Source organism: Marichromatium gracile (genome assembly GCF_004343155.1).
GTDB classification, from domain to species: domain Bacteria; phylum Pseudomonadota; class Gammaproteobacteria; order Chromatiales; family Chromatiaceae; genus Marichromatium; species Marichromatium gracile.
Map to the genome: position 1 here is coordinate 451485 of NZ_SMDC01000002.1, position 14336 is coordinate 465820.

Below are 14336 nucleotides of genomic sequence, written 5' to 3' on the forward strand. Positions count from 1 at the left end.
GCCCGGAGTCGCCGATTACGGCGTCATCGATGTGCGACGGCGATGTACTCGGCTGACCCTTGGGGCTCAAGCCCCACCTTCATTTGTCGTCGAAGTGCGCACGGATGCGCGAGAGCGTGTCGCGGGCGCCGCGCTTGAGTTCGTCCCACTTCTCCTCCGCGTCCTCGCGGATCTCCTCCCAGCGCTCGTCGGCCTCCTCGCGAATCTGTTCGCGCTTCTCGTGTCCGGCCTCCCACTTCTCGCGCAGTTCGTCGATCTGCTGCTGCACGCGCTCGCGCGCCTCCCCCGAGCTCTGCGCGGCCTTTTCCTGCAGCTGTTCGAGGTCGTCCTTCCACTCGTCGAGTTGCTGTTTGAGGCGGCTGAGATAGTCGTCTTTGGTCGGCATCTGCTTCCCTCCTGTCGCTGTCTGCAAACCCGGTCGCGGGTTCATTCCCGCGCCGTCCCAGTCCGACATTGGGTCGGCTGGGGCGGCAGTGCAAGGCATCGAGCACATCCTTCGGGGCGCGCGGGGTCAGCGTCCGCTGGTCTCGGCAGGCAGGGCCGGCTCGCGACAGGCGCCGGCGAGCCGCTGCCACCAGGGACAGGCATGCTCATGGCCGTGCTCGCGGGCATGCAGCCAGAGCGCGAGCCCCAGGGTGATGATCAGGATCAGCACCGCGCCCAGCACCACCCCGGGCCAGTCCGCCCAGTGCCAGTAGGGACCGAGATAGAAGCCGCCGAGGCTCGCCCCGGTGTAGTAGAACACCAGATACAGCGAAGAGGCGCTGGCGCGTGCCCGGGTGGCCTTGTGGCTGACCCAGCTTGCGGCCTGGGAGTGAGCGAAGAAGAAGCCGACGGCGTTGACCAGCAGGCCGCCGATGATCGCCGCCAGGTGCGGCACCAGGGTCAGCAGGGTGCCGCCGAGCAGCAGCAGGGTGCCGGCGGCCATCGCCAGCGGTTGCGAGCGCCCGCGCGCCAATCGGCCGGAGAAGCTGGCGGCGACGGTGCCGGAGAGATAGGTGAGGAACAGCATCCCCAGCCACATCGGCGAGAGGTGATAGGGCGGGGCGCTCAACAGGAAGGTGACATAGCTGTAGAGGTTGATGAACACCATGAAGTTGAGCCCGCCGATGAGATAGGCGCCGAGGATGCTCGGGTTACGCAGGTGCAGCGCGAGGTCGGCGACCATGGCGCGCGGCCGCGGCGGCTTGGGCTGGAAGCGGCGCGAGGGCGGCAGCAGGATGATGAAGGCGATCAGCACCGCGAGGCTGAGCAGCCCGGCGCTGAGGAAGCTCGCCTGCCAGCCCCATTCGGCGGCGCTCGCGCCGCTGAGCAGGCGTCCGGCGATACCGCCGATCGAGTTGCCACCGATATAGATGCCGACGGCCAACAACAGCGCCTCGTGGTCGAACTCGTCACCGAGATAGGCCAGCGCCAGCGCCGGCACGCCGCCGAGGAAGAAGCCCTGCAGTGCGCGCAGGGCGAGCAGGGTGCCGAAGTCCGGGGCGAAGGCGAGCGCGAGCGCGCAGGCGGTGGCCAGCGCCAGGGTGGTGAACATGATCGCGCGCCGACCGATGGCGTCGGAGAGCGGCCCGAAGAGCAGCAGCGACAAGCCCAGGGTGAAGGTCGTGACCGAAAGGGTCAGGCTCGCCTGCAACTCCGAGATGCCGAGATCACCACGCAGCAGCGGTAGCAGCGGTTGCGGGGCATAGAGGTTGGCGAAGATGGCGATCGAGCCGAGACAGAGTGCCAGGGTCGCGCGCCAGAAGGCCGGGGTGCGTGCGGTGATCGGTGGGCTCATTGGAATCCTGGATGGGTGGGGCATGGGTTCATTGTATGAACGCCATGCTCTATAAATAAAATAAATTTAAGATATTTTTTCGATTCGAAATCGATATGGATTTGAAGCAGCTGCGTTACTTCCTTGCCGTGGTCGATGCCGGTGGTTTCACCGCCGCCGCCGCCCGTCTCGGCATCGCCCAGCCGGCGCTGAGCATCGCCATCCGCAAGCTCGAGCGCGCGCTCGACCTGGAGCTGTTGCATCGCGGGACGCGTCGGGTCACGCCGACCAGCGAGGGCGAGGTGCTGGCCGGGCACGCCCGGGCCCTGCTCGAGCGCGCCGAGGCCGCCGAGCTGCAGATGCGCGAGTTGCGCGGACTGCTCAAGGGCGAGGTGCGGATCGGGTTGCCGAGCATCCTCGGCTCCTACTTCTTCCCGCCGCTGTTGATGGCCTTCAAACACCGTCATCCCGGGTTGCGGCTGTCGGTGCAGGAGGCGGGCACCCGGAGTCTGCTGAGCATGATCCGCGCCGGGGTGCTGGATCTCGGCGTGGTGACCAGCGACGCCGAGCTCGACGGTCTCGAGACCCATCCCTTCCTGCGCGAGGAGGTGGTGGTACACGTCGGTCGCTCGCATCCCCTGGCGGAGGCCGAATGCATCGACTTCGCGATCCTGTTCGAACACGATCTGGTGGTTGCGCGTAGCGGCTACTTCCTGCGCGAGTTCATCGACCGTCATGCCGCCGCGCTCGAGGTCGAGCCGCGCATCGCCTTCGAGACCAATCTCATCCCGCTCGCCGAGACCATCGTCCGCCAGGGCTTCGGCATCACCTGCGTGCTGCGCATGGTCAGCGAGCAGACTCGCGACCCCGGGCTGGTGGCGATTCCATTCGCGACCCCGGTTCATCTCGACTTCTCGCTGGCATGGCAGAGTGGGGGCTATCTCTCGCGTGCCGATCGCGCTTTTCTCGACTTCGTGCGAGAGCAGACCGCGTGACGTGGCGATAAGGTCGAGACGAGGTGACGGAATTCTTGACGATGTTGGTCGCGGGTTTCGGGTCTGTCGCGCCGGCGGGTCCTGTCGCGGTGAGGTTTTTGGTCCGGTGGCTGGGCGTTGCCGGTAAAAACGTCGACCTTTTTTACACAAAAAGTGTCTTGCTCGTTATTGGGTCCAGCAATCTCTTCCCTTTCCTTTTGTCTTCAATGGCTTGTCGGGTCTGGCCTGCTTTTCGCTTTTCTGTCAGCGGGGTGGAGCAGCCCCTTCTTGAAGCGATACAGGGAGATGGATCATGTTGACTCGGAAAAGCGCGCTGCTCGGTGCGGCGATCATGGTGTCGCCGCTTGCCGGCGCTGATGTCATCAATGTCGGCGGGGTGTTGTGGAACCCGGATTCGCCGCTCGACATGAAGATGGATAGTAACTTCACCCAGTGGTTCCAGAGCACCAACTCGGGCTACGACATGGGCAGCCTGGTGGGCATCAACGCCACCAACGCCACCACGATGATGTTCGGCAACTATCTCTATGGCGGCGGCAAGATCAACAACTTCAACGACGCCAACGACCAGACCGGTCAACCGAACCCCGAGACGAATCCGGCGGACTTCTGCCCGGGCTGTGAGCTGACCTATGAGTTCGGCGGCATCGAGTTCGTCGAGAACACGCCCGGTGGCGGCGACTTCCTCGATCCCGCCACCTATACGGTCGACTGGAGCCAGTCGTATTTCAAGATCTGGGTCGATCACAGTCGGAACTTCAACGCCAACAACGACTTCGAGGCCGACCCGAACGAGATGTACGAGGCCACCGATGGTGCCCTGTTCCTCGAAGGTACCTTCGAGTCGATCTCCTTCACCGGTCAGCTCTTCGCCGCGGGCATGCTGTTCAGTAACGCCGGCTCCGCGATGCACGTCACCGGCGGTATGGCCCGTGACTATTTCGATACCGACCCTCTCGTGACCCTGGGTGGCACGCCGTTCGACTTCTCCTACACCGCAAGCTCGCAGTTCATGGTCGATCTGGCGGGAGGAGCAGATGTCTTCTTCGCCCGCGTCTCGACCGCCGAGCTGTTGGGTGACACCATCAGCATCCCCGAGCCTGGCGCGCTGGCGTTGCTCGGCGCCGGCCTGATCGGTCTGGCGCGGGTGCGGCGGCGTCACGACGCGGCCTGAGGTCGTGCTCGGGCTGAACGGCTGACGGCGCCGGGGTGTCCGCCGACACCCCGGCGTCTTGCGTTGTGCGGGCAGGAGATGGGTTTGTTGGAAGCCATCGGTCAGCGTTGTTGTATGCGATCTGGCTGTCCTTCGCCGTCTCCGGTTCTCACCCGGGTCGCTTCGTCAACGGCGTGATTCTGCCGCTGGCCGTGATACGGAGTCTGGCGCTGTTCGCCGCTGCGTTCGATCGGGTCGAGAACCCGCCGCGCTCGGTCCCATGCAGGTCGATATCGCGCGCTGTCGCGACGGTGGCGGGCGTGACTGACGGTTGACCGGGTCGGGGGCGGCTGATAGAACCCGCCCGGTCTGCTGTCATCGGATCGACCGCCATGTCTCTGTCGTCAGTTCTCCCGCCCTCGCGCAGATCAGCCCTGATCGCCTTCCTCGCCGGCGCCCTGGCGGTGCCGAGCTTCGCGCCCTTCGGGGGCTTCCCGCTCGCGGTGCTCGCCCTGGCGCTGCTGTTGCTGGCGCTGGAGGGGGCGACGCCGCGCGCCGGTTTCTGGCGCGGTTGGCTGTTCGGGGTCGGGTTGATGGGGTTCGGGGTGTTCTGGATCCGCATCAGCCTCAACGAGTTCGGCAACATGCCGGCGCCGGTGGCCCAGTTGCTCACCCTGGTCTTCGTCGCCGCGATGGCGCTCTACTACGGGTTGCTCGGCTGGGCGTTGCGGCGGCTGGCCGCCGGGCCGGACCGGGTGGGCGCGCTGCTCTGCTTCCCGGCGCTCTATGTGCTGCTCGAATGGCTGCGCGGCTGGCTGTTCACCGGCTTCCCCTGGCTCGCGCTCGGCTACGGGCAGATCGACGGACCACTGGTCGGTTGGCTGCCGCTCCTCGGCGTCTATGGCGCCTCGTTGGTGGCGGCGCTCTCGGCCGGGCTGCTGTGGTGGTCGGTGCGGCGGGCGCGGGGCCGGGGACGTCCGCTGGCGCTGACGGCGCTGGTCGTGCTCTGGGGCGGCGGCTGGGCGCTGGCGCAGCTCGACTGGACCCACCCCGAGGGCGCGCCGCTGCGTGCGAGCGTGGTCCAGGCCAATATCCCGCAGGCGATCAAGTGGAACCCGGAGACGGGGCCGGCGACGGTGCGCGCCTATCTCGAACTCACCCGCGATCATCTCGACGCCGATGTGGTGGTGTGGCCGGAGACCGCGCTGCCCGACTTTCTCGATGTGCTGCGCGCGCCTCTGATCGATCCGCTCGCCGAGCGCGCGCGCGAGACCGGAACCGAGATCGTGCTCGGCATCCCGGTGCGCGAGCCCGACGGTGGTCGTTATTACAATGCGCTGCTCGCCATCGGCAGCGTCGAGGACCGCTACTTCAAGCGACATCTGGTGCCCTTCGGCGAGTTCCTGCCGTTCAAGGCCTGGCTGGGGCCGCTGATCGCCTGGTTCGAGGTGCCGATGTCGGACTTCAGTCGCGGCGAGGCGGCGCGCCCGCTGCTCCAGGTCGGGACGCATCCGGTCGGTGCCTCGATCTGCTACGAGGACGCCTTCGGCGCCGAGCTGATCGAGGCGCTGCCCGAGGCGCGCTATCTGATCAACGTCAGCAACGACGCCTGGTTCGGCGACTCGCTCGCGCCTCACCAGCACCTGCAGATCGCCCGCGCCCGCGCCCTCGAGAGCGGGCGCGATCTGCTGCGCGCGACCAACACCGGGATCTCGGCGATCATCGATTACCGCGGCCGGGTGATCGAGCGCGTCCCGGCCTTCGTGCGCGGCGGCGCCAGCGCCGAGATCCAGCCCCGCGTCGGCGCCACCCCCTTCGCGCGTCTCGGCAACGCACCGGTCGTCGTCCTCGCCGCGCTGATGCTCGCGCTCGGCATCGCGCTGGCGCGGCGTTGAGCGGACGGCTGCCAGTCGCCAGTCGCCAGCGATCAGCCGCCAGCCTCCAGTGGCGGCCTGCCCTCGAACACTGGTGCCGAGAATGTGCGCTTGCCGGTCGCCGACCGTTGGTGGCAAGTGGCGCTGTCGTTGAGTACCACGCCCACTGGCGGCTGATAGCTGACCGCTGAACTTGCGGTCGTCGTGGTCCCGGCGGTTATCATTGGCGCCATGTCCCGCTGCAGGTGATCGTCGTGCAGGCCCTAATCATGTTCTTCGCCGAGCTGTGCTGGCTGCGTCGTACGCCGCAGCAGCTCCCGGCCTCGGAAACCCTGTTCGTTGTCGTGTTGCTGGCCGATCTGCTGGTCGGGATGCTGGTGGGGGTCTCGGCGGGGATCGGCTGGTGGCCGAGCCTGTTGCAGGCGCTTGCCGAGATCGCGCTGACCCTGGCCGCGCTCTATGTCGGTCTGAGCGCGGTGCGTCACGCCCGGCGCTTCCTGCAGACGGCGACCGCGCTGCTCGGCGCCGGCGCGCTGCTCGGGTTGCTCGCGCTGGTGCCGCTGGGGCTGCAGCCGACCGGCAGTCGCGAGACCGAGCTGGCCGCGCTCGGTGCCCTGCTGTTTCTCGCCCTGGTGGTGTGGAGCCTGGTGGTGACCGGGCACATCCTGCGCCATGCCTTCGTCATCGGCCTCGGTCAGGGGGTGGCCATTGCGCTGGCCTTCGAGCTGTTCGCGGTGGCGCTGATCGGCGCGCTGTTCGGGGGCGGCTGAGCGCCGTCGCCGCTGAATCCTCGTGCGGGCCCGCGCGGCCCGCGTCCTCGTCGTTCGGGAGAACCGTCTCGCATGCATCTGCATATCCTCGGCATCTGCGGCACCTTCATGGGCGGGGTGGCGCAGCTCGCGCGCGCCCTCGGCCATCGGGTGACCGGCTCCGACGCCAACGTCTATCCGCCGATGAGCACCCAGCTCGAGGCGGCCGGGATCGAGCTGATGGAGGGCTATGACGCCGCCCATCTCGATCCCGCCCCCGATGTGGTCGTCGTCGGCAACGCGATGCGGCGCGGCATCCCCGCGGTGGAGGCGATGCTCGATCGCGGGCTGCCTTACTGCTCCGGCCCCGAGTGGCTGCGCGAGCACCTGCTGCGCGAGCGCTGGGTGCTGGCGGTGGCCGGCACCCACGGCAAGACCACCACCGCGAGCATGCTCGCCTGGGTGTTGGAGGAGGCCGGGCTCGCCCCGGGGTTTCTGATCGGCGGGGTGCCGCGCGACTTCGACGTCTCGGCGCGGCTCGGTGAGACGCCCTTCTTCGTCGTCGAGGCCGATGAGTACGACACCGCCTTCTTCGACAAGCGCTCGAAGTTCGTCCACTACGGACCGCGCACCCTGATCCTCAATAATCTTGAATTCGATCATGCCGATATCTTCGACGACCTCGGCCAGATCCAGCGTCAGTTCCACCATCTGGTGCGCACCGTGCCCGGCTCCGGCCTGATCCTCCACCCGGACGGCGACGCCGCGCTCGAGACGGTGCTGGAGATGGGCTGCTGGACGCCGACCGCGCGCTTCGGTGGCGACGGCGAGTGGCGCGCCGAGCTGCTCGCGGCCGACGGTTCGCGCTTCGGCGTGTTCCATCACGGGCAGCCGGTCGGCGAGGTCGACTGGGCGCTGACCGGTCGGCACAACGTCGACAACGCCCTGGCGGTGATCGCCGCGGCGCGTCACGCCGGGGTGGTGCCGGCGCAGGCGCTGGCGGCGCTGAGCCGCTTCGGCGGGGTGAAGCGGCGCATGGAGCTGCGCGGCGAGGTCGGCGGGGTGCGGGTGTTCGACGACTTCGCCCATCACCCGACGGCGATCGCCACCACCCTCGACGGGTTGCGCCAGCAGGTCGGCGCGGCGCGCATCCTCGCGGTGCTCGAACCGCGCTCCAACACCATGCGCCTGGGGGTGCACAACGCCGCCCTGGTCGACTCGCTGGCCGCCGCCGACCGGGTCTATGTGTACGCCCCGGATGATCTCGGCTGGGACGCCGGCGCGGTCTTCGCCGGGCTCGGCGAGCGCGGCGCGGTACTCGATTCGGTCGCGGCGATCGTCGCGCGAGTGGGTGCCGAGGCGCGCCCCGGCGATCAGGTGCTGGTGATGAGCAACGGCGGTTTCGGTGGGATCCACCAGCGTCTGCTCGATGCCCTCGGGCGTGCCCGCGCGTCGTGACCACGTCCAGCGCACGGCAACCACTCAGTCAATCACGGGAAGATGCTTCGATGACCCATGTTCCGAGCCAATGGCCGCAGACCGTCGCGGTGGCGCTGACCGGTGCCTCGGGGGCGCAGTACGGGCTGCGTCTGATCGAGACCCTGGTCGGCGCCGGGATGCGCGTCTATGTGATGGTCTCGCAGGCGGCGCAGGTGGTGTTGCAGATGGAGTTGGGGCTGGAGGTGCCCTCGCGACCGGCCGAGGCCGAGCGCTTCTTCAGCGATCGCTTCGATGCCGAGGTCGGTCAGTTGCGGGTGTTCGGTCGTCAGCAGTGGACGGCGCCGGTGGCCAGCGGTTCCAACCCGCCCGATGCGATGGTGGTCTGTCCCTGCACCACGGGGACCCTCGCCAATCTCGCCGCGGGCATCTCCAACTGTCTGATCGACCGCGCCGCCGATGTCGCGATGAAGGAGCGGCGCAAGCTGATCCTGGTGGTGCGCGAGACCCCCTATACCAGCATCCATCTCGAGAACATGCTCAGCCTGTCGCGCAACGGGGTGGTGATCATGCCCGCCAGCCCTGGTTTCTATCACCGTCCGCAGCGCGTCGAGGCGTTGGTCGATTTCATGGTGGCGCGGGTGCTCGATCATCTCGGTGTCGAGCACGACCTGCTCGAACGCTGGGGACGGGAGCTGGAGGAGTAGCGCGCCCCCTCGGGGCGGGGGGCGTGCAGTGACGTGATTGCGCGCCCGGTGCTGGGCGCGCTTTGGGGTCAGACCCCGAGCAACAGCAAGGCCGGGTCCTCGAGCAGCTCCTTGATCGCGACCAGGAACTGCACCGCCTCGCGACCGTCGATGATGCGATGGTCGTAGGTGAGGGCCAGATACATCATCGGCGCGACGACGATCTCGCCGTTCTCCACCACCGGGCGCTCCTGGATCTTGTGCATGCCGAGGATGCCGCTCTGCGGCGGGTTGAGGATCGGCGTCGAGAGCATCGAGCCGAACACCCCGCCGTTGGTGATCGAGAAGGTACCGCCGGTCAGCTCCTCGTAGCTCAGTGAGCCGTCCTGGGCCTTGGTGGCGAACTCGGCGATGCCGCCCTCGATGTCGGCCATGGTGAGCTGGTCGCAGTTGCGCAGGATCGGCACCACCAGACCGCGCGGCGAGCTGACCGCGATGCCGATGTCGTAATAGCCGTGGTAGAGGATGTCCTCGCCGTCGACGGTGGCGTTGAGCACCGGGTAGCGCTTGAGCGCCTCGACCGTGGCCTTGACGAAGAACGACATCAGCCCGAGACGCACCCCGTGCTGCTGCTCGAAGCGGTCCTTGTAGCGTCCGCGCAGCGTCATCAGCGCCGACAGGTTGACCTCGTTGAAGGTGGTCAGCATGGCGGCGTTGCGCTGCGCCTCGAGCAGCCGCTCGGCGATGCGCGCGCGCAGCCGGGTCATCGGTACGCGTTGCTCGGGACGCCCGGCCTCGCCGGTGAGGCTCGGCGAGGCCGGTGCCTGCTGCTCGAGCAGGTGCTCGTCGGTGGCCTCGGGGGCCTGGCGTTCGCGTTCGTCGAGGAAGGCGATGACATCGGCCTTCTGCACCCGGCCGTCCTTGCCGCTGCCGTGGATCTGGCTGGGGTCGATCGCCATCTCCTTGACCAGCCGCCGTGCCGCCGGGGTGATGATCGGCTCGTGCGCGGGCGCCGGCTCCGGCGCGGCGGCCGGAGGCGTCTGGCGAGTCGGCGCCGGTGCGGGCGTGGCGGCCGCCGGCGCCGCTGGGGCCGACTTGGCCGGCGCCGTCTTGGGGGCTGCCGGCGCGCTCGGTGCGGCGCCTTCGGTGATCACTGCGAGGACGGTGTCGAAGGTGACCAGCTCACCCTCCTTGGCCTTGATCTCGCCCAGGACGCCGTCCGCCGGCGCCGGGACCTCGAGCACCACCTTGTCGGTCTCCAGGTCGACCAGGGTCTCTGCCCGTGAGACGCGCTCGCCGGGCTGCTTGTGCCAGGTCAGCACAGTGGCGTCGGCGACGGACTCGGGGAGGGCGGGTACGCGGACTTCACTCATTGTGGCGGGATCCTTCTGTTCATGCTCGGGTTGAAACGACCGCTCAGCGCCTCATCGATCAGGCGCTCGTGCTGCTCGACATGGGCCGCGCGATGGCCGACCGCGGGGGCGGCGGAGGCCGGGCGTCCCACGTAGTAGGGGCGCTTGCCGTCCTGGATCAGGCAGTGGAAGCGGTGCTTGATCTGGTCCCAGGCGCCCTGGTTCTGCGGCTCCTCCTGACACCAGACGATCTCCTCGGTGTGCGCGTAGGTCTCGATCACCTCGGCGAACTGACGCTTGGGGAAGGGGTAGAGCTGTTCGATGCGGACGATGGCGACATTGCTCAGGCCGCGCGCGCGCCGCGCCTCGAGCAGGTCGTAGTAGACCTTGCCGCTGCAGAACACCACGCGCTCGACCTCGGCCGGGTCGATCGGGTCGACCTCGGGCAGCAGCGGCTGGAACTGGCCGCTGGCCAGCTCCTCGAGCGAGGAGCCGGCGAGGCGGTGGCGCAGCAGGCTCTTGGGGGTCATCACCACCAGCGGCTTGCGATAGTCGCGGACGATCTGACGGCGCAGCAGGTGGAAGATCTGTGCCGGGGTGGTCGGGGTGCAGACCTGGATGTTGTGCTCGGCGCAGAGCTGGAGGAAGCGCTCGAGCCGGCCCGAGGAGTGCTCGGCGCCCTGACCCTCGAGTCCGTGCGGGAGCAGCATCACCAGTCCGCAGAGCAGGCCCCACTTGGTCTCGGCCGAGGTGATGAACTGGTCGATGACCACCTGGGCGCCGTTGGCGAAGTCGCCGAACTGCGCCTCCCACAGCGTCAGCGCGTGCGGCTCAGCGGTGGCGAAGCCGTACTCGTAGCCGAGCACCGCCTCTTCGGAGAGGATCGAGTCGATGGCGATGAAGGCGCCCTGGTTGGGGCCGAGGTGCTGCAGCGGGGTGTAGGACTCGCCGGTGAGCTGGTCGTGGATCTTGGCGTGACGGTGGAAGAAGGTGCCGCGCCCGGCGTCCTGACCGGAGAGACGCACCGGGGTGCCGGCGTCGAGCAGGCTGGCGTAGGCGAGGTTCTCGGCAAAGCCCCAGTTGGCGAGCTGATCGCCCTGGGCCATCTTGCGCCGTTCGTCCCACAGCTTGGCCACCCGCGGGTGGAGCTTGAAGCCCTCGGGGACGGCGAGCAGACGCTCGGCGAGCGCGCGCAACTGCTCGAGCGGCACCCCGGTGTCGACGTCCTGCTCCCAGTGCTGGTCGCGACAGAACCTCCAGTCGACCCGGTAGGCATGGTCGAGCCCGCAGAGCACCGGACGGGCGACCACCACGCCCTGTTCCATGGAGTCGCGATAGTCGGCGACCATCGCCTCGGCCTCCTCGCGCTCGATCACGCTGTCGCTGATCAGACGCTCGGCATAGACCGCGCGCGGGGTGGGGTGCTGGCGGATCTTCTGATACATCATCGGCTGGGTGACCGCCGGCTCGTCGGCCTCGTTGTGACCGAGACGACGGTAGCAGACCAGATCGATGATGACGTCCTTGTGGAACTGGTTGCGGAAGTCGAGCGCCATGCGGGTGACGAAGATCACCGCCTCGGGGTCGTCGCCGTTGACGTGGAACACCGGCGCCTGAACCATCTTGGCGACGTCGGTGCAGTAGAGCGTCGAGCGGGTGTCGAGCGGGTGGCTGGTGGTGAAGCCGATCTGGTTGTTGATGACGATGTGCACGGTGCCGCCGGTGGCGTAGCTGCGCGTCTGCGACAGCTGCAGCGTCTCCATCACCACGCCCTGACCGGCGAAGGCGGCATCACCGTGGATCAGTACCGGCAGCACCTGATCGCCGGTGCGATCGCGGCGGCGGCGCTGGCGTGCGCGCACCGAGCCCTCGATCACCGGATCGATGATCTCGAGGTGTGAGGGGTTGAAGCCGAGCACCAGGTGGACGATACCGCCGGGGGTGTCGATGTCGGTGGCGAAGCCCATGTGGTACTTGACGTCGCCGGCCATCTTGCGCGAGTCCATCGCCACCCGGCCCTCGAACTCGGCGAAGATGTCCTGCGGCGGCTTGCCGAAGATGTTGGTGAGCACGTTGAGCCGGCCGCGGTGGGCCATGCCGATGACCACCTCCTTCTGGCCCTTGCGCCCGGCGCGCTGGATCAGCTCGTCGAGCAGCGGGATGAGCGCGTCGCCGCCCTCGAGCGAGAAGCGCTTCTGGCCGACATAGCGCTGATGCAGATACTGCTCGATGCCCTCGGCGGCGGTGAGCAGGGTGAGCAGCCAGCGCCGCTCCTGGGTGTTGAGCTCGGGGGTGGCGCGATAGCCCTCGAGACGCTTCTGGATCCAGCGCTTCTCGAGGGTGTTGGTGATGTGCATGTATTCCGAGCCGACGGTGCCGCAGTAGATCTGCTCGAGCATCTCGAGGATGTCGCGCAGCGGCATGCGGTCGGGGGCATAGAGCGACCCGGTGTGGAACACCTGATCCATGTCGCCCTGGTCGAGGTTGTGATAGGCAGGATCGAGATCGGCGATGCGTCGCTGCTCGCGCAGGGTGATCGGGTCGAGGTCGGCGACCTGATGGCCGCGATAGCGGTAGCCGTTGATCAGGCTGAGCACCGCATACTGTTTCTCGGCGGCGGCCGGCTCCAGGTGCTCGGTCGATCGGGTGCGCGCGCGCGAGCGACTCTCCTGCGCCAGACGCAGGAAGTTCTCGCGCACCGGTCCGTGCGGGACCTCGTTGGCGGCTTCCTTGCGCATGGCGTCGAAGCGTTCCCGCCAGGCCAGATCGACGCTCTCGGGGTCTTGCAGATAGCGTTCGTAGAGATCCTCGATGAAGGCCGCGTTGCCTCCATAAAGCGCGCCGGAACTCCGGAACAGTTCTAGGATTGCGCTCATGCTGTGTCTTGATCTGCCTTTGATAGAATGGGCCTGAGTCGAAGCCGGTTCCTGAGTGGCTCCGCAGTGACGACCCCTCGGGCACGCCGTCGCGTCCGCCACGGCGTGTCGTCGGGTCGGTGACTTCTGGGTCGCAGGGTGCCAGACAATCGCGGCCGAGGCCGCTCCGAGGTCCGTGGTACATGGTTGCCGTGGACGCTGCGCGTCTCGGGACCCGCCCCGAGGTCCTCGCCAGTCCCCGGTTCGGACATGTCTCACGGAAGATGCTTCCCACATCCCCCTAATACCATATCATCGGAGCCGGTGAACACGACTCTTTGACGGCGGGACCCCGCGTCCCTGCCCGAAGCCTGGTGCGAGATGGCGTATCGAAAATCCGATGCTCAGACACAGACGCGGCATCGGCGCCGCCTCCAGATTGCGCGCCTCGAGGCCGATCTGGCCTACTTCCAGGCGCGTCTGGAGCTGTTGCGCGCGCCTCGCAGCGCCAACCAGTTGGCCCAGCGCAAGGCGTTCAAAATGCTTGCCGAGGTGCTCGCGCAGCGCATCCGGCGAGCCCGGCAGAAAGTGAAGGAGGGCCGTTGAGTGTGTACCCTGGTGATGTTGCGCCGTCCCGGCGAGGACTGGCCGCTGCTGCTCGGTGCCAACCGTGACGAGCAGCGCGCCCGCCCGGCGCGTGCGCCCGGGCGGCACTGGCCGGATCGTCCCGAGGTGTTCGCCGGACTCGACCTGGTCGGCGAGGGCAGTTGGCTGGGGGTCAACGACCATGGCCTGATGGCGGCGGTGCTCGATCGCCGTGCCAGTCTCGGTCCGGCCCCGGGCAAGCGCAGTCGTGGCGAGCTGGTGCTCGAGGCGCTCGATCACGCCGAGGCCGATGCCGCCGCCGAGGCGCTCGCCGATCTCCACCCCGCCGCCTATCGCCCCTTCAACCTGGTCGTCGCCGATCCGCGCGCGGCCCATTGGCTGCGCCATGATGGCGCCGGCAGGATCCGGGTCACGCCGATCCCGGCGGGGCTGCACATGCTCTGCGCCGGCGAGCTCGACGATCCCGGCGATCCGCGCATCGCCGCGCAGCTGCCGCGGTTTCGGAATGCCGAGCCGCCGGACCCGTTGCGCGGCGACTGGGAGGACTGGCAGCGGCTGCTCGCCGGGCGCGAGCCGCTGGCGGGTCTGGCGCCCGAGGCGGCGATGGTGCAGTGTCGCGACGACGGTTTCACGACCCGTTCGAGTGCGCTGATCGCCATCCCCGCCCACCCCGGGTTCGGGGCCTGGCCGCACTGGTTGCATGCCGAGGCCGACCCGGTGCCCGAGACCTTTCGCCAGCTGTTGCCCGAGCCCACTCGTTCACGTCCCAATTGACTGGGATCATCGCAGTCGCGCCGCGAGGGTGAGAGCGTCACTGTGCCGAGCCGCCTCGCTGTGACACAATCATGCGCCGTCCGCGCATCGCCCGGC

12 protein-coding genes are annotated in these 14336 nt (G+C 68.1%); 8 read left to right on the plus strand and 4 right to left on the minus strand.

Annotation, left to right across the window (positions count from 1 at the left end):
• Positions 1–79: 79 nt before the first annotated feature.
• Entirely contained in the window at positions 80–385 is a 306-nt protein-coding gene (locus EDC29_RS05020; protein ID WP_062276368.1) for a sll1863 family stress response protein, read from the minus strand.
• A 126-nt stretch (positions 386–511) separates the two neighbouring features.
• The gene (locus EDC29_RS05025) at positions 512–1780 is read right to left on the minus strand and encodes an MFS transporter (RefSeq protein WP_123140891.1); all 1269 of its coding nucleotides are present in this window, start codon (positions 1778–1780) and stop codon (positions 512–514) included.
• 95 nt (positions 1781–1875) lie between these two features.
• Between EDC29_RS05025 and EDC29_RS05030 the strand changes: the two genes are divergently transcribed.
• From EDC29_RS05030 to EDC29_RS05055, 6 genes are all read left to right on the plus strand, one after another.
• The gene (locus EDC29_RS05030) at positions 1876–2754 is read left to right on the plus strand and encodes a LysR family transcriptional regulator (protein WP_123142761.1); all 879 of its coding nucleotides are present in this window, start codon (positions 1876–1878) and stop codon (positions 2752–2754) included.
• 292 nt (positions 2755–3046) lie between these two features.
• Complete coding sequence (locus EDC29_RS05035; RefSeq protein ID WP_123140893.1) at positions 3047–3928, plus strand: PEP-CTERM sorting domain-containing protein; 882 nt, start codon at positions 3047–3049, stop codon at positions 3926–3928.
• Between the two features lie 371 nt (positions 3929–4299).
• A complete protein-coding gene (gene lnt / locus EDC29_RS05040; protein ID WP_132228835.1) occupies positions 4300–5802 on the plus strand; it encodes an apolipoprotein N-acyltransferase in 1503 nt (500 codons plus the stop codon).
• 233 nt (positions 5803–6035) lie between these two features.
• Entirely contained in the window at positions 6036–6551 is a 516-nt protein-coding gene (locus EDC29_RS05045; protein WP_223806106.1) for a hypothetical protein, read from the plus strand.
• A gap of 72 nt (positions 6552–6623) precedes the next feature.
• Positions 6624–7988, plus strand: a complete 1365-nt coding sequence (gene mpl / locus EDC29_RS05050) for a UDP-N-acetylmuramate:L-alanyl-gamma-D-glutamyl-meso-diaminopimelate ligase (RefSeq protein ID WP_132228838.1) — start codon at positions 6624–6626, stop codon at positions 7986–7988.
• Positions 7989–8038: 50 nt separating this feature from the next.
• A complete protein-coding gene (locus EDC29_RS05055; protein ID WP_005224732.1) occupies positions 8039–8674 on the plus strand; it encodes a flavin prenyltransferase UbiX in 636 nt (211 codons plus the stop codon).
• 68 nt (positions 8675–8742) lie between these two features.
• On the opposite strand, the gene odhB is transcribed toward EDC29_RS05055, so the two are convergent.
• Positions 8743–10026, minus strand: coding sequence for a 2-oxoglutarate dehydrogenase complex dihydrolipoyllysine-residue succinyltransferase (odhB, locus tag EDC29_RS05060; protein WP_123140897.1), 1284 nt, complete (start codon positions 10024–10026; stop codon positions 8743–8745).
• On the minus strand, positions 10023–12881 hold the full coding sequence (locus EDC29_RS05065) for a 2-oxoglutarate dehydrogenase E1 component (protein WP_123140898.1): 2859 nt from the start codon (positions 12879–12881) through the stop codon (positions 10023–10025). Before EDC29_RS05065 ends, odhB begins: the two co-directional genes overlap by 4 nt.
• Positions 12882–13241: 360 nt before the next feature.
• On the opposite strand from EDC29_RS05065, the gene EDC29_RS05070 reads away from it, so the two are divergent.
• On the plus strand, positions 13242–13466 hold the full coding sequence (locus EDC29_RS05070; protein WP_123140899.1) for a hypothetical protein: 225 nt from the start codon (positions 13242–13244) through the stop codon (positions 13464–13466).
• Positions 13467–14240: an NRDE family protein gene (locus tag EDC29_RS05075; protein ID WP_132228840.1), complete on the plus strand. Its 774-nt coding sequence runs from the start codon at positions 13467–13469 to the stop codon at positions 14238–14240.
• The last annotated feature ends 96 nt before the right edge of the window (positions 14241–14336 follow it).

What these genes read in the sequence shown, in the direction of transcription:
- EDC29_RS05020 (WP_062276368.1), bottom strand. Translation starts at nt 385, where the DNA reads ATGCCGACCAAAGACGACTATCTCAGCCGCCTCAAACAGCAACTCGAC.
- EDC29_RS05025 (WP_123140891.1), bottom strand. Translation starts at nt 1,780, where the DNA reads ATGAGCCCACCGATCACCGCACGCACCCCGGCCTTCTGGCGCGCGACC.
- EDC29_RS05030 (WP_123142761.1), top strand. Translation starts at nt 1,876, where the DNA reads ATGGATTTGAAGCAGCTGCGTTACTTCCTTGCCGTGGTCGATGCCGGT.
- EDC29_RS05035 (WP_123140893.1), top strand. Translation starts at nt 3,047, where the DNA reads ATGTTGACTCGGAAAAGCGCGCTGCTCGGTGCGGCGATCATGGTGTCG.
- lnt (WP_132228835.1), top strand. Translation starts at nt 4,300, where the DNA reads ATGTCTCTGTCGTCAGTTCTCCCGCCCTCGCGCAGATCAGCCCTGATC.
- mpl (WP_132228838.1), top strand. Translation starts at nt 6,624, where the DNA reads ATGCATCTGCATATCCTCGGCATCTGCGGCACCTTCATGGGCGGGGTG.
- EDC29_RS05055 (WP_005224732.1), top strand. Translation starts at nt 8,039, where the DNA reads ATGACCCATGTTCCGAGCCAATGGCCGCAGACCGTCGCGGTGGCGCTG.
- odhB (WP_123140897.1), bottom strand. Translation starts at nt 10,026, where the DNA reads ATGAGTGAAGTCCGCGTACCCGCCCTCCCCGAGTCCGTCGCCGACGCC.
- EDC29_RS05065 (WP_123140898.1), bottom strand. Translation starts at nt 12,881, where the DNA reads ATGAGCGCAATCCTAGAACTGTTCCGGAGTTCCGGCGCGCTTTATGGA.
- EDC29_RS05070 (WP_123140899.1), top strand. Translation starts at nt 13,242, where the DNA reads ATGGCGTATCGAAAATCCGATGCTCAGACACAGACGCGGCATCGGCGC.